Genomic DNA, 23,085 nt, shown 5'->3' with positions numbered 1-23,085 from the left:
CACAAATCGTAGGCCGGATAAGGCGAAGCCGCCATCCGGCACGCGCGATTATCGTCGACGCCCCAGTTTCACCGCTTTAAGCACCACAAACTTGTTGTTGGTGGCAATGGTGACGCAGTTGCCAAAAATCTTCTTCAGCTTGTGGAAGTAGTCAAGGTGACGGTTGGCGACAATGTATAACTCACCATTAATCTTCAGGCAGCGACGGGCATGGTGGAACATTTCCCAGGCGATGTTATCCGTCAGCGCGTGTTTCTGGTGAAACGGCGGGTTGCACAATACCGCATTGAAACGGAAAGGCTCAACCCCGGACAGCGCGTTGTTAATCATAAACTCGCAGCGATCGAGCGCTTCAGGCAGATTGGTTTCCACATTAAGACGGCTTGAGGCCACCGCCATCGGCGATTCATCAACAAAGACCACGTTGGCCTGCGGATTTTTTTCCAGCAGCGTCAAGCCAATCACGCCATTACCGCAGCCGAGATCGACAATCTCCCCTTCCAGATTTTCCGGCAGATGCTGCATAAAAAAGCGGGCGCCAATATCCAGCCCGGTGCGGGAGAAGACGTTGGCATGGTTATGGATGGTCCAGTCGGTGCCTTCCAGTTTCCAGCTCAGCGTCTCTGGCGCGTCCGCCAGCGCCGGTTCGCTGAAGGTACAGTTGATAAGGCGCGCCTTTTTCCACGCCAGCGTGGTGGTCGTTGGCCCCAGCACTTTTTCGAACAGTTCCAGCGTGGAGGTATGGATATCCCGCGCCTTTGCGCCTGCGATAATACGGGTTTGCGGGTTCACGACTTTACGCAGCGCCCGCAACTGTTGCTCAAGCAAGGCCAGCGTTTTTGGCACTTTGATCAGCACCACGCCCGGTGCCTGTGGATATTCCGCCGTGCTGTCGAGGAACTTAACGCTGGACTCTGCGATGTCGTTATGGCGCAGGTTTTCCCGTGTCGCCAGTTCGCTTAAATACGAATCGCCAATGCTGTACGGCGTATGTTCTGCCAGCGCGCAGCTCAACGCGCCAAAGGTATCATTGAGGATCAGCACCGGGCCGCGAATTTCCGTGTCGTCCAACTGTTGCAGCAGATACTCATCCGCCGCTTCCCACGCCAGCAGTGGGTTAACGTCATCCGTTTCCGGGAAACGTTTTAGTGTCAGTGAACGGAAACCGTTGTCTGTGTGGCTCATCGGCCCTCCTGAATGGTAAAGTTTTGGCGTATCCCGTAAAAGGGTGCGTGAGTATACCTCAATTTTGTTGATTGGCGTGGACAGAGATGAACGAACTGAACTACCTCCAGGGCTATCCGGAAAACCTGATTTCGCAGGTTCGCACGCTGATTGCCGAACAGCGTCTGGGCGCGGTGCTCGAAAAGCGCTATCCCGGCACGCATGATTTCGCAACGGATAAAGCGCTCTGGCAATACACCCAGGATTTGAAAAGTCAGTTCCTGCGCAATGCGCCGCCTGTCAATAAAGTGATGTATGACAACAAGATCCACGTGCTGAAAAATGCGCTCGGTCTGCACACGGCGGTATCTCGCGTTCAGGGCGGTAAGCTGAAAGCAAAAGCCGAAATCCGCGTCGCGACAGTGTTTCGCAACGCGCCGGAACCCTTTTTACGGATGATCGTCGTACATGAACTGGCGCATCTGAAAGAAAAGGAGCACAACAAGGCGTTTTACCAGCTTTGCTGCCATATGGAGCCGCAATACCATCAACTGGAATTTGATACGCGCCTGTGGTTAACGCAGTTGTCGTTAAAGGAAACTGCGCAGTAGCGCACTGGCTTTGTCATGAAGGCGTGCTAAATTGACCAAAGATTCCCTTTATGGAGCCAGAAGGCGTTTATGATACGTTTCGCTGTGATTGGCACAAACTGGATCACCCGCCAGTTTGTGGATGCCGCCCATGAGACCGGCAAATATAAGTTAACCGCAGTCTATTCCCGCAGCCTCGAACAGGCGCAAACCTTCGCCAATGATTATCTCGTCGAACATCTGTTTACCTCGCTGGAGGCGATGGCGCAAAGCGATGCGATCGACGCCGTCTACATTGCCAGCCCGAACTCGCTGCACTTTCCTCAGACTCAACTGTTTCTCAGCCATAAAAAACATGTAATCTGTGAGAAGCCGCTGGCCTCGAATCTGACGGAAGTGGAAGCCGCCATCGCCTGCGCGCGGGAAAATCAGGTGGTGCTTTACGAAGCATTCAAAACCGCCAGCCTGCCTAATTTTTTACTTCTGCAACAGTCGCTACCAAAAGTCGGGAAATTACGCAAAGTGTTCCTCAATTACTGCCAGTACTCGTCGCGTTATCAGCGCTATCTTGACGGCGAAAACCCGAACACCTTTAACCCGGCCTTTTCCAATGGCTCGATCATGGACATCGGGTATTACTGTCTGGCCTCCGCCGTCGCGCTGTGGGGCGAGCCGCATCGCGTACACGCCTCCGCCAGCCTGCTGGAGAGCGGCGTCGATGCCCACGGCGTGGTGGTGATGGACTACGGTGATTTCAGCGTGACTCTTCAGCATTCCAAAGTCAGTGATTCGGTTATTGATAGCGAAATTCAGGGCGAAGCCGGTTCGCTGGTCATTGAAAAACTCTCTGAATGCCAGAAAGTCTGCTTCGTTCCTCGCGGCGGGAAAACCCAGGACCTCACGCAACCTCAGCACATCAATACTATGCTGTATGAGGCAGCGGCGTTTGCAGAACTGGTGGACGCCAATGAAGTGAATCACCCGGGACTGTCGAACAGTCGGATCACGGCAAAACTGCTGACGGAGATCCGTCGCCAGACCGGCGTCACTTTCCCGGCAGACGATGTGAGCCGCACGACGACTGCGTAAAACATTGTAAAACAGATGTTACAGGCCATTGACGAAATGCGTGGCCTGTCATATTTTGTTACCTGCAAAGGGGAGTAACTTCATTGTCGGTCGATCGTCATTACGATGTGTGAAAAACCACATCCGGTCACCGGGCAACGAAAAAGGAATGCGCTAACGCATTCTTTTTTTGTTGTAAGTGAGACCTTGCCGGAAGGCGAGGTCTATGCATAAAAAGCAACGGCTGACGTCTTCCGACGTTGGCCGTTTTTTTATGTGTAAGGAATGTTTATGAATACTGTCGGCACACCGTTGTTATGGGGCGGATTCGCAGTCGTTGTGGTGATTATGCTGGCTATCGACCTCTTTCTTCAGGGGCGTCGTGGCGCGCATACGATGACCATGAAGCAAGCGGCAGCCTGGTCCCTGGTCTGGGTGACCCTCTCGTTATTGTTTAATGCTGCATTCTGGTGGTATCTCGTCCAGACCGAAGGCCGCGCCGTTGCCGATCCGCAGGCGCTGGCGTTTCTCACCGGTTATCTGATCGAAAAATCGCTCGCCGTCGATAACGTCTTCGTCTGGCTGATGCTGTTTAGCTATTTCTCCGTCCCTCCAGCCCTGCAACGGCGGGTATTGGTATACGGCGTCCTGGGTGCCATCATTCTGCGTACCATCATGATTTTTGCCGGGACCTGGCTGATTACCCAGTTTGAATGGATGCTGTATGTGTTTGGCGCGTTCCTGTTGTTTACCGGCGTGAAAATGGCGCTGGCGAAAGAGGACGAGTCAGGCATCGGCGATAAACCGCTGGTGCGCTGGCTGCGTGGACACCTGCGTATGACCGACACCATTGAGAGCGAGCATTTCTTCGTGCGTAAGAACGGCCTGTTGTACGTTACGCCGTTGATGCTGGTTCTGATTCTGGTGGAACTGAGTGACGTGATCTTTGCCGTCGACAGTATCCCGGCCATCTTTGCCGTGACCACCGATCCGTTTATCGTTCTGACGTCAAACCTGTTCGCCATTCTGGGCCTGCGCGCGATGTACTTCCTGTTGGCGGGCGTGGCGGAGCGTTTCTCAATGCTGAAGTACGGCCTGGCGGTGATTCTGGTGTTTATCGGCATCAAGATGCTGATCGTCGATTTTTACCATATCCCGATCGCTATCTCGCTGGGCGTGGTGTTTGGTATCCTGGTCGTGACGCTGCTGATCAACGCGTGGGTTAACTACCAGCACGACAAAAAGCAACAGGCGTAAGCCTGATATGCCGGGTGACGCTAACGCGTCCCCGGCTTTACACGACATTCTGCATCTCTGTTCTGTTGAACATGTCACAATATTGTTATTGATAAGTTATAAAATATGACCGCATCATAAAATCCAGCATATTTCGCTTCCCGAAGCGTCATCTTTCCTTATACTCAACCAGGCAAACACTTTGTTACATCCAGAAAGATGCGTCCATAGAACGCGCGAAGGATGAGCAACAACACAATCAAAGGAAAACTTAATGACTACGCAACGTTCACCGGGGCTGCTACAACGTTTGGCCCAGGGAAGCCTGGTAAAACAAATTTTGGTGGGTCTTGTTCTTGGGATATTACTGGCCTGGATTTCTAAACCTGCGGCGGAAGCTGTCGGTTTGTTGGGAACATTGTTCGTCGGCGCGTTAAAAGCCGTCGCGCCGGTGCTGGTGCTGATGCTGGTAATGGCCTCTATCGCTAACCATCAGCACGGTCAAAAAACCAGTATTCGTCCGATTCTGTTTTTGTATCTGCTGGGAACCTTTTCCGCCGCGCTCGCCGCCGTTGTCTTTAGCTTCGCATTTCCTTCAACGCTACATTTGTCCAGTAGCGCAAATGATATCGTTCCGCCGTCAGGGATCGTAGAAGTTCTGCGTGGTCTGCTGATGAGTATGGTATCGAACCCGATTAATGCCTTACTGAACGCCAACTATATCGGCATTCTGGTCTGGGCAGTGGGACTGGGTTTTGCCCTGCGTCACGGCAACGAAACCACCAAAAATCTGATTAATGACATGTCCAATGCCGTTACCTTTATGGTGAAACTGGTGATTCGTTTTGCGCCAATCGGTATTTTTGGCCTGGTCGCCTCCACGCTGGCAACCACCGGTTTCTCAACCCTGTGGGGCTACGCGCAGCTGCTGATCGTGCTGATTGGTTGTATGTTACTGGTGGCGCTGGTGATTAACCCGCTGCTGGTTTTCTGGAAGATCCGTCGCAACCCGTATCCGCTGGTCTTTGCCTGCCTGCGCGAAAGCGGCGTTTATGCCTTCTTCACCCGCAGCTCTGCGGCGAATATTCCGGTGAATATGGCGCTGTGTGAAAAGCTGAATCTGGATCGCGATACCTATTCGGTTTCGATCCCCCTGGGAGCGACCATCAATATGGCGGGCGCGGCGATCACGATTACGGTATTGACGCTGGCTGCAGTGCATACGCTAGGCGTTCCTGTGGACCTGCCCACCGCGCTGCTGCTGAGCGTCGTCGCCTCTCTGTGCGCCTGTGGCGCATCGGGTGTCGCTGGTGGTTCACTGCTGCTGATCCCGCTGGCTTGTAATATGTTCGGTATTCCGAACGATATCGCCATGCAGGTGGTTGCCGTTGGCTTTATTATCGGCGTGCTACAGGATTCCTGTGAAACAGCGCTGAACTCATCGACAGACGTGCTGTTTACTGCGGCAGCGTGCCAGGCTGAAGACGAGCGTCTGGCCAATAACGCCCTGCGTAATTAACAAAAATGCCCGGTGGCGTTACCGCTACCGGGCCGACATACTCGCGGTCGGGTGAGCGTTAGCGCCACCCGACACCACATTTACAGCGTGACACCACTCTTAAAGATAGCCAGTTCGCGGAAATCATTGCGCTCATTGCAGGTCTGTTTACCGTTGGCAAACGCCACGATGCTATCAACAAATTCATTCAGCAACTGCGGCATCGCTTTGCCGTGGATCAACTGCCCGGCGTCAAAGTCTATCCAGTGTTTTTTCTTCGCAGCCAGCTCACTGTTTGTGGCGATTTTTACCGTCGGCACGAAGCCGCCGTAAGGGGTGCCCCGACCGGTGCTAAAAAGCACCATATGACAGCCCGCGCCTGCCAGCGCACTGGTGGCAACCGCATCATTACCCGGCGCGCTCAGCAAATTCAGACCATGCGTTTTCAACCGCTCACCGTAGCGCAGTACGTCCACCACCTGGCTGGAACCGGCTTTCTGCGTACAGCCCAACGATTTATCCTCCAGCGTGGTGATACCGCCGGCTTTATTACCCGGTGAGGGATTCTCGTAAATCGGTTGGTTATGGGCAATAAAGTACTGCTTGAAGTCATTGACCATAGTTACCAGCTTGCCGAATGTCTCTTCATCACGGCAGTGGCTCATCAACAGTTGCTCTGCGCCGAACATCTCCGGCACCTCCGTCAGCACCGTGGTGCCGCCGTTGGCAATCATATAATCGGAGAAACGCCCGAGCATCGGGTTGGCGGTGATCCCGGAAAGCCCGTCGGAGCCGCCACACTCCAGGCCAAACTTCAGCTCGCTCAGTTTACCCGGCTCGCGTTTGTCATGACGCATCACCTCATAAAGTTGATACAGATGCTCAAGCCCGGCTTCCACTTCATCGTCCTGATGCTGGCAGATCATGAAATGTACGCGCTCAGGATCGAACGCTCCCAGCGTTTCACGAAAAGCATCGACCTGGTTATTTTCACAACCCAGACCAATCACCAGCACCGCCCCGGCGTTCGGGTGACGCACCATGTTCTGTAGCATGGTGCGGGTATTGATGTGATCGTCGCCGAGCTGTGAACAACCGTAGGTGTGACTGAACAGAAAGACGCCGTCCGTCCCTTCTGCATCATGGGTCTCTTTCAGGAAGCGGCTCTGGATTTGACGAGCAATACCGTTGACGCACCCCACCGTGGGCAGGATCCAGAGTTCATTTCGCACGCCAACATCCCCGTTGGCACGACGGTAGATCTGCACATCCCGATCGGCAGGTTGCGCAGGAAGATCCTGAAAATCAGGTTGATAGCGATATTCATCCACATCGCTCAGATTCGTGCGGGTGTTGTGAGCGTGAATATGTTCACCCGCCACAATATCTGCCAGCGCATGGCCAATGGGCTGTCCATACTTGATGACATATGCCCCTTTCGCTATGTCACATAAAGCAAATTTATGTCCACGGGCGACATCCTGACGAAGCGTAACGCTGTGGTTATCCACGGTAACGTCGCTACCCTGCGCCAAATCCGCCAGTGCTACCGCAACGTTATCCTGTGCATGGATTTTGATGTATTGCATATCAACCCCGGACCTTAGTTCAGTTCAATGGCGAAGTAATCACGCGCATTGTTAAAGCAAATGTTTTTCACCATCTCGCCCAGTAGTTGAATATCTGCCGGCGCTTCACCGGCCTGCACCCAGCGGCCTATCATCTGGCACAGAATGCGGCGGAAGTACTCATGACGGGTATAAGAAAGGAAACTGCGGCTGTCGGTCAGCATACCGACAAAGCGGCTCAGCAGACCAAGCTGCGCCAGTTGCGTCATCTGACGTTCCATACCGTCTTTCTGATCGTTGAACCACCAGCCGGAACCAAACTGCATCTTGCCCGGCATTCCTTCACCCTGGAAGTTACCGATCATGGTTCCCAGCACTTCGTTATCACGCGGGTTCAGGCAGTAGAGAATGGTTTTCGGCAGCAGGTTTTCTTCGTTCTGTTTACTGAGCAGTTTTGATAACTCTTCAGCAATCGGACGGTCGTTAATGGAATCAAAGCCCACGTCTGGTCCCAGCAGTTTGAACTGGCGCTGATTGTTATTACGCAGTGCGCCAATGTGATACTGCTGTACCCAACCGCGACGTGTATATTCAGCGCCCAGGAAGACCAGCACGGCCGTTTTAAACTGCGCCACTTCGCGCTCGTTCAGCGTCTCACCCGCCAGACGGCGCGCCAGAATACTGTCCAGTTCAGCGTCCGTGGATTCAGCGAACAATACGACATCCAGCGCGTGGTCAGACACTTTACAACCGTGCGCCGCAAAGTGATCCAGACGTTTCGTCAGCGCGCTTTGCAGATCGGCAAAACGCCGGATATCGGTATCAGACACTTCACCGAGCTTCGCCATATAGTCGCCGAATGTCGCCTGTTCAATATTGAATGCTTTATCCGGACGCCAGCTCGGCAGCACTTTAATGGTGAAGCTGCTGTCTTTTGCAACCGTGGCGTGGTGCTCCAGAGAATCGATCGGATCGTCAGTGGTGCCGACCATTTTCACGTTCATCTGCTGCATGATGCCACGCGCGGAGAAAGCGTCCTGCGCCAGCAATTCATTGCACTGGTTCCAGATTTCGTCGGCAGTGGTCGGAGAAAGCAGCTTACCGGTCACGCCAAACGGACGGCGCAGCTCAAGGTGCGTCCAGTGGTAAAGCGGGTTACCAATGGTATGCGGTACGGTCGCCGCCCACGCGTCAAACTTTTCACGATCGGAAGCATCGCCGGTACACAGGCGCTCGGCAACGCCGTTAGTACGCATGGCGCGCCATTTGTAATGGTCGCCTTTCAGCCAGATGTCATACAGGTTCTTGAATCGGTAGTCTTCCGCGATTTGCTGCGGCGGCAGATGGCAGTGGTAATCGAAGATAGGCTGGTCTTTGGCGTAATCATGATAGAGACGGCGGGCAAATTCAGTATCGAGTAGAAAATCTTCGGTCATAAACGGGGTCATTATCGTCTTCCTCTTTGCGAGTGCGTCAGATGGCTTATGTAGCGATGCTGACAAAGTTATCACACCAATTTCCAGCAACCGAAGATATTTTCGTGAGATAGATCAATAAATGCGGACAAATTATTTACCTTGAAAGTGGTAAACCCCGTCCCAGGGCGCGCTATCTCTGGCGTGGCGCCATCTCAATAATGCCCACACGAAGATTCCTACATTTGTGATGGTACTCACCCTTTAAAGCTGTATGACAAGTTATCTTTCTGCCGTCGCGATACATAAGCCGACGGAATGCAAAATTACCGATGATTCGTCATCGGATTAACCGGTACGGAAACCGAATGAGCACAATTAATTTATGGCAACGTTCGGGCGGGCGTACCGGCTTTTTTTTGGGTTCCCCGTCGTAAACAGCATCCTCTGCCCCAGGCAGGAAGATGACCGCGATCCTTGCGGAAATAACAAAACGATGAGGTTTTACATGCGTAAAATTAAAGGGTTACGTTGGTACATGATCGCACTGGTGACGCTTGGCACCGTGCTGGGTTACCTGACACGTAACACTGTAGCGGCAGCTGCGCCGACTCTGATGGAAGAGTTGCACATCTCCACTCAACAGTATTCCTATATCATCGCAGCCTATTCTGCTGCTTACACAGTCATGCAACCTGTTGCTGGCTATGTGCTGGACGTGCTGGGTACGAAAGTGGGTTATGCAATGTTTGCCGTGCTGTGGGCTGTCTTCTGTGGCGCAACCGCGCTGGCTGGAAGCTGGGGAGGCCTGGCGCTGGCGCGTGGTGCGGTCGGTGCGGCTGAAGCGGCGATGATCCCGGCGGGTCTGAAAGCCAGTTCTGAATGGTTCCCGGCAAAAGAGCGCTCTATCGCCGTCGGCTATTTCAACGTGGGTTCGTCTATCGGCGCGATGATTGCGCCGCCGCTGGTTGTCTGGGCTATCGTGATGCATAGCTGGCAGATGGCGTTCATCATCTCTGGCGCTCTGAGCTTCATCTGGGCAATGGCCTGGCTTATCTTCTACAAACACCCACGCGATCAGAAAAAACTGACGAATGAAGAACGCGATTACATCATTAATGGTCAGGAAGCACAGCATCAGACCAACAGCGGGAAGAAAATGTCACCGCTGCAAATCCTGCGTAACCGCCAGTTCTGGGGTATCGCGCTGCCGCGCTTCCTTGCGGAACCCGCCTGGGGGACCTTTAACGCCTGGATCCCGCTGTTTATGTTTAAAGTCTATGGCTTTAACCTGAAAGAAATCGCGATGTTCGCCTGGATGCCAATGCTGTTTGCCGATCTGGGGTGCATTATTGGAGGTTACTTACCGCCCCTGTTCCAGCGCTGGTTTGGCGTTAACCTGATTGTTTCCCGTAAGATGGTCGTCACGCTGGGTGCCGTGCTGATGATAGGCCCTGGCATGATCGGTTTGTTCACCAGCCCTTACATCGCCATTATGCTGCTGTGTATCGGTGGTTTTGCTCACCAGGCACTGTCCGGCGCACTGATTACGCTCTCTTCTGATGTCTTTGGTCGTAATGAAGTGGCAACGGCAAACGGTCTGACCGGCATGTCCGCCTGGCTGGCAAGTACGCTGTTTGCTCTGGTCGTGGGCGCGCTTGCTGATACTATCGGTTTCAGCCCGCTGTTTGCCGTGCTGGCTGTCTTCGACCTGCTGGGTGCGCTGGTCATCTGGACGGTACTTAAAAATAAACCCGCCAGCGACATTGCGCTCGATCCACAAATCAATAAACCGGCAACGCAAAGTTAGTTTGATAACGGACGACGGTAAAAACGAAAAAGCCGCCTCAATACTGGCGGCTTTTTCATGTCTGTCTGTGGAGCGAGACTCGCGAAAGTGGTATAACAAATAGAGTCTGCCGTATCATGCCTGGAGCGCATATGGAAATCACTGAACCACGACGTTTGTATCAACAACTTGCTGCTGATTTAAAAGATCGCATCGAACAGGGCGTCTATCTGGTTGGAGACAAACTGCCTGCTGAACGATTTATTGCCGATGAAAAAAATGTCAGCCGTACTGTGGTTCGTGAAGCCATCATTATGCTGGAAGTGGAAGGGTTTGTTGAGGTTCGCAAAGGTTCCGGCATTCACGTGATTTCGAATCAGCCACGCTACCAGCAGGCCACTGATGAATCGCTGGAATTTGCCAACTATGGTCCTTTTGAACTCCTGCAGGCGCGTCAGCTTATCGAAAGCAACATTGCAGAGTTTGCCGCAACGCAGGTGACCAAGCAGGACATCATGAAACTGATGGAGATCCAGGAGAATGCACGTAACGAAAAATGTTTCCGCGACTCCGAATGGGATCTGCAGTTTCACATTCAGGTTGCATTAGCCACGCAGAATTCCGCGCTTGCCGCAATCGTGGAAAAAATGTGGACGCAGCGCAGCCATAACCCTTACTGGAAGAAACTGCACGAGCATATTGATTCACGCACCGTAGACAACTGGTGTGACGATCACGATCAGATCCTGAAAGCGCTCATTCGCAAAGACCCGAACGCAGCGAAACTGGCGATGTGGCAGCACCTCGAAAACACCAAAATCATGTTGTTCAATGAAACCAGTGACGATTTCGAATTTAATGCCGACCGTTATCTTTTTGCTGAAAATCCAGTGGTTCACCTCGATACAGCGGCGAATGCGGCAAAATAAGGTTTCTCGATTCGACAGGCGCGCCGCTGCGCCTGTCAGTAAGCGAAAGGTATAAAGTGTCAGCCTGTGTAAATCCTCTCGCCACCCTCCTTTGTGTTCAGCAAAATCAGACGACATGGACATGCAATTTGTATAACGAACTTCGTTGACCTTTGTTACAATTAGATGCAAATCGAATTTATGTTTGTCAGTGCTTGCTTACTTCACAATTTTACAGGGAATAGTTCAGGCCGCGGCTTTGCGCCGTCCGCTCACCATGCAAAAACTATTAAAAATGATGCGGCGTAGCAAACTCCTGAAACCGGCGTGACGTTAACCGATTAACCAGGAATACTGAATGGAACTTTTGACCCATTTACTGCATGCCCTTTGGGCGCAGGATTTTGAAACTCTGGCCAATCCTCACATGATTGGCATGCTCTATTTTGTTTTATTTATGATTTTGTTCCTGGAAAACGGGTTGCTGCCCGCCGCTTTTTTACCCGGTGACAGCTTGCTGGTGTTGGTCGGCGTGCTGATCGCCAAAGGTGCGATGGGCTTTCCGCAAACTATTTTACTGTTAACGACGGCAGCCAGCCTGGGTTGCTGGCTGAGTTATATTCAGGGCCGGTGGCTGGGGAATACCCGACTCGTACAGAACTGGTTATCACATCTGCCTGCCCATTATCACCAACGCGCCCACCATTTGTTTCATAAACATGGGCTTTCGGCACTGCTCATTGGTCGTTTTATCGCCTTTGTTCGTACCCTCTTACCCACCATCGCCGGGTTATCCGGCCTGAACAATGCGCGTTTTCAGTTTTTTAACTGGATGAGCGGGTTGCTGTGGGTGCTGATTTTAACCTCGTTGGGCTACCTGCTGGGAAAAACCCCGGTATTTCTGAAATACGAAGATCAGTTGATGTCATGCCTGATGCTGCTGCCCGTGGTTTTGCTGGTGTTCGGCCTGGCGGGTTCACTGATCGTGTTATGGAAAAAGAAATACGGGAATCGAGGATAAGGATGCTGAAAACCCGCATGACGCTTAAACAACTGGCCTGGAGCACCACGTTTCTGGTGGCGCTGGGGACGATGTTGTTAGTCTGGTCAGCTATTCGCCAGCAGGAATCGACGCTCGCTATTCGTGCTGTCCATCAGGGTGCGAGCGTGCCGGACGGTTTTTCTGTCTGGCATCATCTCGACGCCAACGGCATTCGTTTTAAAAGCATTACGCCGCAGGAAGACACGCTGCTCATCACCTTCGATTCCAGCGCTCAGAGTGCCGCCGCAAAAGCGGTGCTCGACAAAACGCTTCCGCAGGGTTATATCATCGCTCAACAGGATAGTGACAGCCAGGCCGTTCAATGGTTGTCACGTTTACGCGACGCCACTCCTCGGGTAGGGTAATCTCCAGGAATCCGAATCATATCACCCACTTTGGTGATCTCGTCGATTAATGTCTATGATTAATGAGGCGTCAGGTTGACTCTGTCGCGTTATCATCTGGAGCATCGTCCCTGAATGTATGGGGACGAGTCACAATGGAAGGTTCAAGAATGAAATACCGCATCGCTTTAGCTATTACCCTTTTCACTCTCAGTGCCGGCAGCTACGCTAATACGCTCTGCCAGGAAAAAGAGCAGGATATACAACGGGAAATCAGCTACGCCGAGAAACACAACAATCAGAACCGTATCAATGGGCTGAAAAAAGCGCTCAGTGAAGTCAGGGCTAATTGCACTGACAGCAAACTGCGCGCCAGCCATCAGAAAAAAATTACCGAGCAAAAAGAAGAGATTGCCGAACGTCAACGCGATCTCGCCGAAGCGAAGCAAAAAGGCGATGCGGACAAAATTGCCAAACGCGAGCGGAAGCTGGCGGAAGCTCAGTCAGAGCTGAAAGAGCTTGAAGCTCGCGAATACTAAGCATCAGTAGCACTTACTCACCTGGAGAAAACTATGTCGAAAGATACTACATCGGAACATCTGCGCGCTGAGTTGAAATCCCTGGCCGATACGCTGGAAGAGGTATTAAGTTCCTCTGGCGATAAATCGAAAGAAGAATTGAGTAAGATCCGCAGTAAAGCTGAACGGGCGCTGAAAGAGAGCCGCTATCGCCTCGGCGAAACTGGCGACGCTATTGCCAGACAAACGCGTGAAGCCGCTGCGCGTGCAGACGACTACGTACGCGAAAATCCGTGGACCGGCGTCGGTATTGGCGCTGCGGTAGGCGTCGTGCTGGGCGTTCTGCTGTCGCGTCGCTAATTATGGCGGATCCTCATCACGCACAAGGCCCTGGTAAAAGCGTTCTGGGCATCGGGCAGCGTATTGTCACGATCCTCGTTGAGATGGTGGAAACCCGGCTGCGTCTGGCAGTGGTTGAGCTTGAAGAAGAAAAAGCCAACCTCTTCCAGCTTTTGCTAATGCTGGGGCTGACCATGCTCTTCGCGGCATTTGGTTTGATGAGCCTGATGGTGCTCGTCATCTGGGCCGTCGATCCGCAGTACCGCCTCAACGCGATGATTGCCACCACGGTTGTTTTACTGCTTCTGGCGCTGATTGGCGGAATATGGACGCTGCGTAAAGCGCGGCGCTCCACAATACTACGCCACACTCGCCACGAGCTGGCGAATGACCGGCAATTGCTGGAGGAGGAAAGCCATGAGCGGTAAAGTCGAGCGTGAACAACGTAAGGCCCGACTGCTTGGGGAGATCCAACAGCAACGGCTGGATCTTTCGGCCAGTCGCCGTGACTGGCTGGAAGCCACAGGGGCTTACGATCGCGGCTGGAATACTCTGCTGAGTTTGCGCTCCTGGGCGCTGGTCGGCAGCAGCGTCATGGCGGTCTGGACGATTCGTCATCCTAATCTGCTCGTTCGCTGGGCCAGACGAGGGCTCGGTATCTGGAGCGCATGGCGTCTGGTTAAAAAGACGCTACGTTCATCGGTTGCCTGATGGCGCTTTTCTTATCCGACCCTCGTACTCAATATGTAGGCCGGATAAGGCGTAGCCGCCATCCGGCAACTGTACCGGGAGCGCTTCGCTTACCCGATCTTCCATTCCGCCCCACCACCAAATCAAATTTTTTGAAAAATATTAACAGTTTTCCTAGCTAACAATTGTCATTCGCCACGTTTATTATCCTCTCCATCGACAGCAATGACGCGGAACTCCGCGAAATTGCACTAAAAAACAACAGCAGTAGCTTGAGTGGTTCTCTGGAGAGTAAAATGAAAAAATTAGAAGATGTTGGTGTACTGGTAGCGCGTATTCTGATGCCGATCCTGTTTATTACCGCAGGTTGGGGAAAAATCACCGGTTACGCGGGTACCCAGCAGTACATGGAAGCAATGGGCGTGCCGGGCTTCATGTTGCCACTGGTTATTCTGCTGGAGTTTGGCGGCGGTCTGGCGATTCTGTTCGGTTTCCTGACTCGCACCACCGCGCTGTTTACCGCGGGCTTCACAATCCTGACCGCGTTCCTCTTCCACAGCAACTTTGCGGAAGGCGTGAACTCGCTGATGTTCATGAAAAACCTGACCATCGCTGGCGGTTATCTGCTGCTGGGCATCACGGGACCGGGCGCATTCAGTATCGACCGCGTCCTGAATAAAAAATGGTAAGCGCACTATAATGAATGCAAAAAACGAGGAGGCTATCTCCTCGTTTTGCTATCTGAAGGAGAGAAATCATGGGGCAACTGATCGATGGCGTCTGGCATGACACCTGGTATGACACCAAATCCACCGGGGGAAAATTTCAACGTTCAGAATCGGTATTCCGCAACTGGCTCACCGCGGATGGCGAACCCGGTCCTTCCGGTAAAGGCGGCTTCGCAGCAGAGAAAGACCGCTATCACCTGTATGTTTCACTCGCCTGTCCGTGGGCGCACCGCACGCTGATATTACGTAAACTCAAAGGGCTGGAGCCGTTTATCTCTGTATCTGTCGTAAATCCGCTGATGCTGGAAAATGGCTGGACCTTTGACGATAACTTCCCCGCCGCGACGGGCGACACCTTATACCAGCACGAATTTCTCTATCAGCTTTATCTGCACGCCGATCCCCATTATTCCGGTCGTGTGACCGTTCCGGTGCTATGGGATAAAAAGAATCATACGATTGTCAGCAACGAATCCGCAGAGATCATCCGCATGTTCAATACTGCGTTTGATGCGTTGGGTGCAAAAGCCGGTGACTACTACCCTCCTGAATTGCGCAGTAAAATTGATGAACTGAACGGCTGGATTTATGACACCGTTAACAATGGTGTTTATAAAGCCGGTTTCGCCACCAGCCAGCAGGCTTATGATGACGCCGTAGAAAAGGTCTTCACCTCGCTGGCGCGAATTGAGCAGCTCCTCGGGAAACATCGCTATCTCACAGGCGATCGGTTAACGGAAGCGGATATTCGGCTGTGGACGACCCTGATCCGTTTTGATCCGGTTTATGTCACACATTTCAAATGCGACAAGCATCGCATCAGTGACTACCCCAACCTTTATGGTTTTCTGTGCGATCTTTATCAGATGCCGGGCATCGCGGAAACGGTCAACATTGAGCACATTCGCAACCACTATTTCCGCAGCCATAAGACGATCAACCCAACGGGCATCATTTCCATTGGCCCGAAGGAGGATCTTAACGAACCGCACGGGCGTGACAGCCGTTTCGCCTGATTGACACAGGCACCCTTATGGGTGCCTTGCTAATTCATTCTTCAAATATTTACCCCTTAATCATTCACAGCTATTCTTATTTTGATTGCTTTAAAAACAAGTGATTGTCACAGATTGAGGCGAAAATGGACTGGTATCTAAAGGTTTTAAAAAATTACATCGGTTTCGGCGGCCGCGCCCGTCGTAAAGAGTACTGGATGTTTATTCTGGTCAACGTCATCCTGACATTCGTTCTCGGCGTTCTGGACAAGATGCTTGGCTGGCAGCGTGCCGGAGGAGAAGGGATACTGACGACCCTTTACGGGATCCTTATCTTCTTACCCTGGTGGGCGGTACAATTCCGCCGCCTCCACGACACCGACCGATCCGCCTGGTGGCTGTTGCTGTTGTTGATCCCTGTTATCGGTTGGTTGGTGATTCTTATCTTTAACTGTCAGGATGGCACGCCCGGCGAAAATCGTTTCGGACCCAGCCCGAAATCTTTATCGTGAGAATGTACAAAGGCAGAGTAATACTCTGCTTTTTTACTGTTTGCCGAAAAACATTTCCCACACGCTTTTCGTAAATTCATTAACATGCAAAACATATCATTTAAAACTATTAATATTGGCTATATTCTATTGAAATTTTCTTAAACATTCAGAATACAAATGACCTTTATTAAATATCATGCTATATTTCGCCAACTTTTTTAGCTAATAAGGATATTATATGAATTGGTATTTGAGTGTTTTAAAAAACTATACGGGTTTCTCTGGACGTGCGCGCAGAAAAGAATACTGGATGTTCATTCTGATCAACATGATCATCAGTGCCATTCTGAATGTAATCCAGGCTGTTATCGGTATGGAAACGCCATATATCACCTTGATTTACAGCCTGGGCGTTCTGTTACCGAGCATCGCGGTGGCGATTCGTCGTCTACATGATACCGATCGTTCTGGTTGGTGGTTATTGATCAGCCTGATTCCTATTATCGGCACCATTGTTATCATCGTATTTCTGTGCCAGAACGGTACTTCTGGTAACAACCGTTTTGGAAATGATCCGAAGCAAAACGAGATTAATTAATGATGTTTCGGGGCAATCCATTTGCCCCGATATTTACTTTACCCGATATAAAACGTGCTTATTTCCCGATAAATAATTTTGGTATTTCACGCAGGCACCAGGCCTTTGCTTCCCCCATACTGTCACGCCGCCAGGCCATAATAATATCGACCTCACGGGTCGATTCCGGACTAACGACACGCAGTCGCCCTTGCTCAATATCCTGTTCCACCAGCGGATAAGGCATTGTCGCGACACCTAATCCGGCCAGTAATGCCTGACGCTTGTCTTCAATAGTACTGACGGTCAGACGCGGCTGTTTATCCAGCAACTGAACGGTTAATACTGGACGTTCTCGGGCGGTATCAGCTACCGCAACCCCGCGATATTTCACGCGCGTCACTTCGGACAGCGGTTCCGGCTCCTGATGAATCGGGTGATCCGGCGCGGCAACATAGACATTCATCAGGGTATAGAGCTTACGGGAGTTAATTTCAGACGATGAGCGAAAGTGCATGTCCGGCGCGATCACAATATCCGCCCTGCCCTGCTCCAGTCGTTCCCACGCTCCCGCCAGCACTTCGGTGATCACCGAAAGCTGCGTATTGGCTTTCACAGCCAGTTTGTCGATCAGCGGGAAAAAGGCCGGAGTCGGCACCAGCGCTTCCTTCACAATTGTCAGATGCGTTTCCCAGCCCCGCGCCAGCGCTTCGGCATCGGTGGTCAGTTTATCAGCCGCTTCCAGCAGAACGCGTCCTCTTTCCAGCAGCATGCGGCCTACGTTGGTGAATTTTGTGCGATGACCGGATCGGTCAAACAACACCACATCCAGTTCTTCTTCCAGCTTCTGCATGGTGTAACTGAGCGCAGACGGTACGCGCCCAAGCTCATCCGCCGCAGCGGCAAAGCTACCTCGACGATCTATCGCGTCCATTACGCGTAACGCTTCAAGCGTTAATGCCCTCTCTTTAGCCATAGCGTTCTCATTCAGGAAATTTGAACATACCGGGCAGAATATCTGGCTAACAATGCAGCGTCCAGCCCCTTAACATAAAAGGAAGTAAAGAGAGGTCAAGAATTATGATTACTACGCGAACAGCCAAACAATGCGGTCAAGCAGACTACGGATGGTTGCAGTCCCGCTACACCTTCTCCTTTGGACACTATTTCGACCCGAAACTGCTGGGCTATGCGTCATTACGCGTGCTCAATCAGGAAGTGCTGGCACCTGACGCCGCCTTCCAGCCGCGCACGTATCCCAAGGTGGATATTTTAAACCTGATCCTGGAAGGGATTGCCGAATACCGCGACAGTGATGGCAACCATGTGCAGGTGAAAGCGGGTGAAGCCCTGCTGCTCGCTACGCAGCCGGGAATCAGTTACAGCGAACATAACATCAGTAAAGATAAACCACTGACGCGTATGCAGCTCTGGCTCGACGCCTGCCCGGAGCGTGAAAACGCGTTAGTGCAAAAGACGACGCTGCAAAAGAGTAAACAGCAACTGCTCGCCTCACCGGATGGTGAAAACGGCAGTCTGCAACTGCGCCAACAGGTCTGGGTGCACCATATCGAGCTGGAGCAAGGCGAGTCATTGCGCTTTCAGTTGCATGGCCCGCGCGCTTATCTGCAGTCGATTCACGGTACGTTTCATGCCGTGACGCATGATGAAGTTCGTGAGGCGCTGACCTGCGGCGATGGTGCCTTTATTCGTGATGAAGCTAACATAACGCTCGTGGCCGATACGCCATTGCGTGCTTTGCTGATAGATTTGCCGGTGTAGCTTTCTTATAAACACCATGGGCCATAATATAATGTTTATAACTCACGCCCCTTAATAATAAATTAAGGGGTTTTGATTAAGGGTAGTTCAGCGTAAATTGTGCCGTCGCATTGGCAGAGCCTGCGTTTATTTCTGAACGCCCCACAAGTGCCTGATATTGTGCTGTAAACTTCAGTTCATTATCACCAGCGACTAACGAATTCACCGCTGAAGCCGTACCAAGAGAAATCTTGGTACCATCGCTTTCATTAATTCTGACTGCAACACCTTTCGCCACATTAACATCAGTATCGAGCGCAAGCAGCGTTGAATCACTTGCTGTGGTACCACTAAATGTTACGGTGGCCTTTAAACTCGCGCCGTCCGGGCAATTCAAATCAATAGTAAATGGCACTGCTGTAGAAACATCACCAGCATCACCAAAGTACATTGTTGGGATATCACCAAGTATAACATCCATATTTTTTGAAAGGGAAGCGACTTCACATGCACCTGCAACAACTGTACCACGAAAATTAATTGGCAAGTCATCCGCCAGCACCATCTTCATAGATAGAAAACAGAGACCTTCAGTTAATATTACCGCAACCATAACTTTACGGAATGCGTAATGAGAAAAAAACATATCGCCCCCTTACTCAATATTAGTGGTGATAGTTGCAGCAGCAGTAAATACTCCGAGTTCAGGAGCATTTCCAGTTGTATTGACTGGATAACTCTGAAATGAAGTAGTGCCCGTTTGTGATTGATAATCAAATGAACTTGCTAATTTACCACTATTTGGTGTAATAATTACACCATTCATATCTTCAATATGGATTCCAATATCTGATTTATCAGTACTAATACTATCTGGATCAGAGGAAGACGCAGTACCTTTGAACGTAAAGCTAATTTTCACACCATCGGTAATATTTGTGCAGATATAGGCCAGATCAGTGACTTTTTTAGTAAATCCGTCAGGCACCGCACCTTTTGTTTTCAGAGCTGAATTAATAATCGTATCGTAATCAATATTAATAACTTGTCCATCATTAATTTCGCAGGATTGAGGAACAGTCATACTCCCAGACAAATAAACCTGAGAGATAGGTGTTGAAGAATAAGAGTTGACCGTCTTCGTCGCAAACAAACTTGCAACTAAAGTTTGAGGGAAATCAATTTTCCCCACAAATGGCTTAGCAATATAAAGAGATATTTTACCTTTTGAACCAGAATTCGCAGTACTGATTACTGTATTACATACCTTATCCGGAGATAAATTATCAATATTTTCAAAAGGCACATCAAAATATTTATTCTGCCCACCGATAAATATGGCTACATGTACACCAACTTCATCCACACTCCCCATTTTATAATAGTTTTTACCAGCAACAGTTGTAAGTAGACTGAGATCCGTCGTAGCTTTAAATTTTCTGGATATTGAGGAATTGGAATCACAATCGCATTTCATACTATATGTTGTTCCTAAATCCCACCCTGTTACTGAATCAAACACTTGCCCCGCTTTATTTGTACTCGGATCGGCATCGGTATAATTAAATGTTGAGTTAAATTGGTATGGCGTACCACTGGGAGGGGTACACCAGTTCGTATATGCCCATGCAAAATTACCGGACATGGCAAAAATAAACAGCGCCATAGGTAATTTCATCACCCATGAAAGAAGTGATATTGTCTGATCTTTATGAGGTTTCATTTTGCTTCACAGTCCACATTAATTTGTTGTATACCGACTAAATTTTTCTCAGAAATATCTGGTAATGTAAAACTCGCCAAACATTGTTGATTGGATTTTGCGCCCCACTGTGCCATTAATTTACCTTGCTGTGGAACACCGCTTAAGTAAACTAATCCATCATCACCGACAATACCTACATTTTCACTGTCATTTTCAAGTGATACAAAAGCGCCAAAAGGAACGGGTTGTGGACCATGTTTGAGCTGCATTAATACACGCTTTCCAACATTAGTCTTAAAATCAGCCAAAACAACAGCGCCAGCAGTGGGAACGACACTTGTCACGTTATCTTTTAAATCTACGTCTTCATCTAATGTTTCCGGATCTAATGCGATACGTGAGCGACGATATGGACTTAAGTAAGGAACAATGGCATACCCTCGCCAGTCAGTACTGACCCCTGTGTTTGACTGAACAACTGTATTCGCCGCGCCTGGCGCACGGACAAGCGCAACAGATGTCATATCGCCTGATAATGGTTGACCAAACGTTATTCCATTTTTATGCGCAATGATAGCCCCATCGACACCGTAATTTATTTGGTGTGATGTTTGATCATAGTTATATCCTGTAGAGACTTCGCCATAGGCTCCCCGATAGTCAGAACTTATTGCCCCACTATTTCCTTCTCCCTGATTACCATACCCTTGAGATATATTGTATGACAAATTATTTCTTTCAAGCATCGTTCCACTAACACTGGTCTGATTATATGTTCGCCCCTGGGAGTCATGTGTTGTACTGTTAGAAATATATCCCCCAGGTAACCAGCGACCTAATGGCATACTCACGCTGAGTGCATACATTTTGTTATCATCAGCATCACTACCTGCAAATTGACTGTAAGAATAAGACAATGTCCAGCTTATGCTATTCCAGGAGTTACTATAACCAAGTGTAAAGTTGCGCTCATGATCGCCACTTTTCCAATAATCTTGTTGGTAACCGGAAATTGAGAATGAGCCCCAATCACCTCCCATGAGGTTTTGCGATAAATCTATTTGAAATTTACTTCGCTTGTTGTTACGGAAATTATAAAAATCATCATCATCATCATTATTTAAAGACATTGCTTCATTAAAGCTGTAATAGCCTTTAGTTGAATAACGATAACCAGCAAGCGTTACAGTGGAATCTGTTGCAGCAATATCCTTAGAATACTGAAAGCGATAGGACTGACCTTGTTTTTCTTTTTCCGTATCATTAATAGAGTATTTAACATGCGCCTGCGTCACATCAACAGAAACAGCACCGGCCTCCCCCATTCCAAGTCCAACACCAGTAGCTACAGCCTGATATTTCTCTGCTGCCTGAATCCCTGCATAAACAGTGACATTGGTTGTCAGGCCATAAAGTAACGTTGCTTGTGCAAAATTAGGTTCAGAAACATGACTATCAGATGAACGGTATTTACCCGTCGAAAGCGCATATTTTAATCTTCCTACGCGTTGCATAACAGGTACGTTAGAAAAGGGCTGAACAAACGTTCGCTCAGATCCATCTGCTTCTTTAATAGTTACCAGCAGATCACCACTTGCCGCTGTTGGGTAAAGATCGTTAATGACAAAGGCGCCTGGCGAAACATACGTTTGGTATATAATTGAATTATTCTGTTTGATCGTAACCTGAGCATTGCTGCTGGCAATCCCACGGATTGTTGGTGCAAAACCCTTTTGGCTGTCTGGTAACATGTTATCGTCAGATGCTATCTGAACGCCACGAAACTGGATACTGTCGAATATGTCAGAAGGGGTATAAGTATCACCACCTACAAAATTTCCCGTTATAGAAGGCAGAGAGCGCTCAACATAAGTATTGATTGAATCCCAGGAGCGAGTTACCTTATCCTCAGTTCCAGAATGATTATTGTAACTCCATGTACTATAGTTTCTTAAGCGCCATTCTGCTAAGTTCAACCCACTGTGTAAATTCAAGAAATAGCTGTCATCTTTGATGTTACCAGCTTTAACTTTTGAGTTAGCACCTGTAAAGCTGTAATTCAACAACAGAGCGGTCAAGCCTTCATCCCAATATTGAGGGTCAATACTGCCCTGAGCAATATTCATCATTGCCGCTTGTGGGACAGAAATATTTAATGTCAGACGAGAAAAGTCAAAATTTGTCTCAGCCTGAGGAAAATATTTTGAAAGATCGGTAATAATTTCGTTTACTGGTAGAGCACTCAATTCCTTAGAGTTAGAAATTCTCACGCCCCAATCTTCAAGCATTTTTGGTGTAAGTTCAGGAGTGAGCTCTTTTTTAGAATTAAAAATAAATTTAATATCTTCAGTGGTTTTTATTTCACCGTTTAGATAGACATCTACCCTATAAATACCTGGAGACTGTTGACCATTTTCTGAAAATTGAGAGAGGTCAACTGGAGTAGATAATGGATTATCAATTTCGAGCGCATTAATATTGAAGGTTTCGGTCGCTTTACTATTCCTGGAAAGAAATCCAAGAATCATAATGATAGCAACATAGGCAAGTTTTAAATTGCTTTTGGGGCAAGTCAATTTACTGTTTTTACTTTTCCACAGTTTCGCCTGCTCGCTTGAACTTTTCAATTTATTACTACCAGTTATCATTATTTTGC

General features: G+C 49.7%; 24 protein-coding genes. 17 read left to right on the top strand and 7 right to left on the bottom strand.

Going from position 1 to position 23,085, the window contains the following annotated elements:
• Positions 1-48: 48 nt before the first annotated feature.
• Positions 49-1,185: a 23S rRNA (guanine(1835)-N(2))-methyltransferase RlmG gene (gene rlmG, locus WB371_RS00935; protein ID WP_336218257.1), complete on the bottom strand. Its 1,137-nt coding sequence runs from the start codon at positions 1,183-1,185 to the stop codon at positions 49-51.
• An 86-nt stretch (positions 1,186-1,271) separates the two neighbouring features.
• On the opposite strand from rlmG, the gene WB371_RS00930 reads away from it, so the two are divergent.
• From WB371_RS00930 to sstT, 4 genes are all read left to right on the top strand, one after another.
• Entirely contained in the window at positions 1,272-1,775 is a 504-nt protein-coding gene (locus WB371_RS00930) for a M48 family metallopeptidase (RefSeq protein ID WP_336218256.1), read from the top strand.
• Between the two features lie 69 nt (positions 1,776-1,844).
• A complete protein-coding gene (locus tag WB371_RS00925) occupies positions 1,845-2,843 on the top strand; it encodes a Gfo/Idh/MocA family oxidoreductase (RefSeq protein WP_336218255.1) in 999 nt (332 codons plus the stop codon).
• A 270-nt stretch (positions 2,844-3,113) separates the two neighbouring features.
• Positions 3,114-4,079 carry a TerC family protein gene (locus WB371_RS00920; protein WP_336218254.1) on the top strand — a complete coding sequence of 322 codons (966 nt, stop codon included), beginning with the start codon at positions 3,114-3,116 and terminating at the stop codon, positions 4,077-4,079.
• 253 nt (positions 4,080-4,332) lie between these two features.
• Positions 4,333-5,577 carry a serine/threonine transporter SstT gene (gene sstT / locus WB371_RS00915; protein WP_336218253.1) on the top strand — a complete coding sequence of 415 codons (1,245 nt, stop codon included), beginning with the start codon at positions 4,333-4,335 and terminating at the stop codon, positions 5,575-5,577.
• An 80-nt stretch (positions 5,578-5,657) separates the two neighbouring features.
• Here the strand turns inward: sstT and WB371_RS00910 are convergent, their stop codons facing one another.
• Entirely contained in the window at positions 5,658-7,145 is a 1,488-nt protein-coding gene (locus tag WB371_RS00910) for an altronate dehydratase family protein (protein ID WP_336218252.1), read from the bottom strand.
• Positions 7,146-7,159: 14 nt separating this feature from the next.
• Positions 7,160-8,572 (bottom strand): glucuronate isomerase, encoded by a 1,413-nt coding sequence (gene uxaC / locus WB371_RS00905; protein ID WP_336218251.1) that lies wholly within the window; start codon positions 8,570-8,572, stop codon positions 7,160-7,162.
• A 475-nt stretch (positions 8,573-9,047) separates the two neighbouring features.
• Here uxaC and exuT point away from each other — a divergent pair, with 475 nt between their 5' ends.
• The 12 genes from exuT (at position 9,048) to WB371_RS00845 (ending at position 16,984) form a co-directional block, all read left to right on the top strand.
• Entirely contained in the window at positions 9,048-10,349 is a 1,302-nt protein-coding gene (gene exuT, locus WB371_RS00900) for a hexuronate transporter ExuT (RefSeq protein ID WP_336218250.1), read from the top strand.
• 131 nt (positions 10,350-10,480) lie between these two features.
• On the top strand, positions 10,481-11,257 hold the full coding sequence (gene exuR / locus WB371_RS00895; RefSeq protein ID WP_336218249.1) for a transcriptional regulator ExuR: 777 nt from the start codon (positions 10,481-10,483) through the stop codon (positions 11,255-11,257).
• Between the two features lie 337 nt (positions 11,258-11,594).
• Positions 11,595-12,257: a DedA family general envelope maintenance protein YqjA gene (gene yqjA / locus WB371_RS00890; RefSeq protein WP_336218248.1), complete on the top strand. Its 663-nt coding sequence runs from the start codon at positions 11,595-11,597 to the stop codon at positions 12,255-12,257.
• A 17-nt stretch (positions 12,258-12,274) separates the two neighbouring features.
• Positions 12,275-12,643: an EnvZ/OmpR regulon moderator MzrA gene (gene mzrA, locus WB371_RS00885; protein WP_336218609.1), complete on the top strand. Its 369-nt coding sequence runs from the start codon at positions 12,275-12,277 to the stop codon at positions 12,641-12,643.
• A 149-nt stretch (positions 12,644-12,792) separates the two neighbouring features.
• Complete coding sequence (locus WB371_RS00880) at positions 12,793-13,161, top strand: DUF1090 domain-containing protein (RefSeq protein ID WP_336218247.1); 369 nt, start codon at positions 12,793-12,795, stop codon at positions 13,159-13,161.
• Between the two features lie 33 nt (positions 13,162-13,194).
• Positions 13,195-13,500: a YqjD family protein gene (locus tag WB371_RS00875; protein ID WP_336218246.1), complete on the top strand. Its 306-nt coding sequence runs from the start codon at positions 13,195-13,197 to the stop codon at positions 13,498-13,500.
• Positions 13,501-13,502: 2 nt separating this feature from the next.
• Positions 13,503-13,907: a phage holin family protein gene (locus tag WB371_RS00870; protein ID WP_336218245.1), complete on the top strand. Its 405-nt coding sequence runs from the start codon at positions 13,503-13,505 to the stop codon at positions 13,905-13,907.
• The gene (locus WB371_RS00865; protein ID WP_336218244.1) at positions 13,897-14,190 is read left to right on the top strand and encodes a YqjK-like family protein; all 294 of its coding nucleotides are present in this window, start codon (positions 13,897-13,899) and stop codon (positions 14,188-14,190) included. The genes WB371_RS00870 and WB371_RS00865 overlap by 11 nt, the downstream gene beginning before the upstream one ends.
• A 275-nt stretch (positions 14,191-14,465) precedes the next feature.
• On the top strand, positions 14,466-14,858 hold the full coding sequence (locus WB371_RS00860; protein WP_336218243.1) for a DoxX family protein: 393 nt from the start codon (positions 14,466-14,468) through the stop codon (positions 14,856-14,858).
• A gap of 68 nt (positions 14,859-14,926) precedes the next feature.
• A complete protein-coding gene (locus tag WB371_RS00855) occupies positions 14,927-15,913 on the top strand; it encodes a glutathione S-transferase family protein (RefSeq protein ID WP_336218242.1) in 987 nt (328 codons plus the stop codon).
• A gap of 125 nt (positions 15,914-16,038) precedes the next feature.
• The gene (locus WB371_RS00850; RefSeq protein WP_336218241.1) at positions 16,039-16,404 is read left to right on the top strand and encodes a DUF805 domain-containing protein; all 366 of its coding nucleotides are present in this window, start codon (positions 16,039-16,041) and stop codon (positions 16,402-16,404) included.
• A gap of 220 nt (positions 16,405-16,624) precedes the next feature.
• The gene (locus tag WB371_RS00845) at positions 16,625-16,984 is read left to right on the top strand and encodes a DUF805 domain-containing protein (RefSeq protein ID WP_336218240.1); all 360 of its coding nucleotides are present in this window, start codon (positions 16,625-16,627) and stop codon (positions 16,982-16,984) included.
• A 58-nt stretch (positions 16,985-17,042) separates the two neighbouring features.
• Here the strand turns inward: WB371_RS00845 and yhaJ are convergent, their stop codons facing one another.
• A complete protein-coding gene (gene yhaJ / locus WB371_RS00840; protein ID WP_336218239.1) occupies positions 17,043-17,939 on the bottom strand; it encodes a DNA-binding transcriptional regulator YhaJ in 897 nt (298 codons plus the stop codon).
• A 104-nt stretch (positions 17,940-18,043) separates the two neighbouring features.
• Between yhaJ and WB371_RS00835 the strand changes: the two genes are divergently transcribed.
• The gene (locus WB371_RS00835; protein ID WP_336218238.1) at positions 18,044-18,745 is read left to right on the top strand and encodes a pirin family protein; all 702 of its coding nucleotides are present in this window, start codon (positions 18,044-18,046) and stop codon (positions 18,743-18,745) included.
• A gap of 76 nt (positions 18,746-18,821) precedes the next feature.
• Here the strand turns inward: WB371_RS00835 and WB371_RS00830 are convergent, their stop codons facing one another.
• From WB371_RS00830 to WB371_RS00820, 3 genes are read right to left on the bottom strand one after another with little or no spacing between them, the layout of a single operon-like run.
• Entirely contained in the window at positions 18,822-19,370 is a 549-nt protein-coding gene (locus WB371_RS00830) for a fimbrial protein (protein ID WP_336218237.1), read from the bottom strand.
• Between the two features lie 9 nt (positions 19,371-19,379).
• Entirely contained in the window at positions 19,380-20,447 is a 1,068-nt protein-coding gene (locus WB371_RS00825; RefSeq protein WP_336218236.1) for a fimbrial protein, read from the bottom strand.
• Positions 20,444-23,077 (bottom strand): fimbria/pilus outer membrane usher protein, encoded by a 2,634-nt coding sequence (locus tag WB371_RS00820; RefSeq protein WP_336218235.1) that lies wholly within the window; start codon positions 23,075-23,077, stop codon positions 20,444-20,446. The genes WB371_RS00825 and WB371_RS00820 overlap by 4 nt, the downstream gene beginning before the upstream one ends.
• Between the last annotated feature and the right edge of the window lie 8 nt (positions 23,078-23,085).

This window comes from Citrobacter amalonaticus, assembly GCF_037053465.1.
Taxonomy (GTDB): Bacteria; Pseudomonadota; Gammaproteobacteria; order Enterobacterales; family Enterobacteriaceae; genus Citrobacter_A; species Citrobacter_A amalonaticus_H.
The sequence above is the reverse complement of the archived record's forward strand: the minus strand, read 5'-3'. Positions and strand labels throughout refer to the sequence as shown.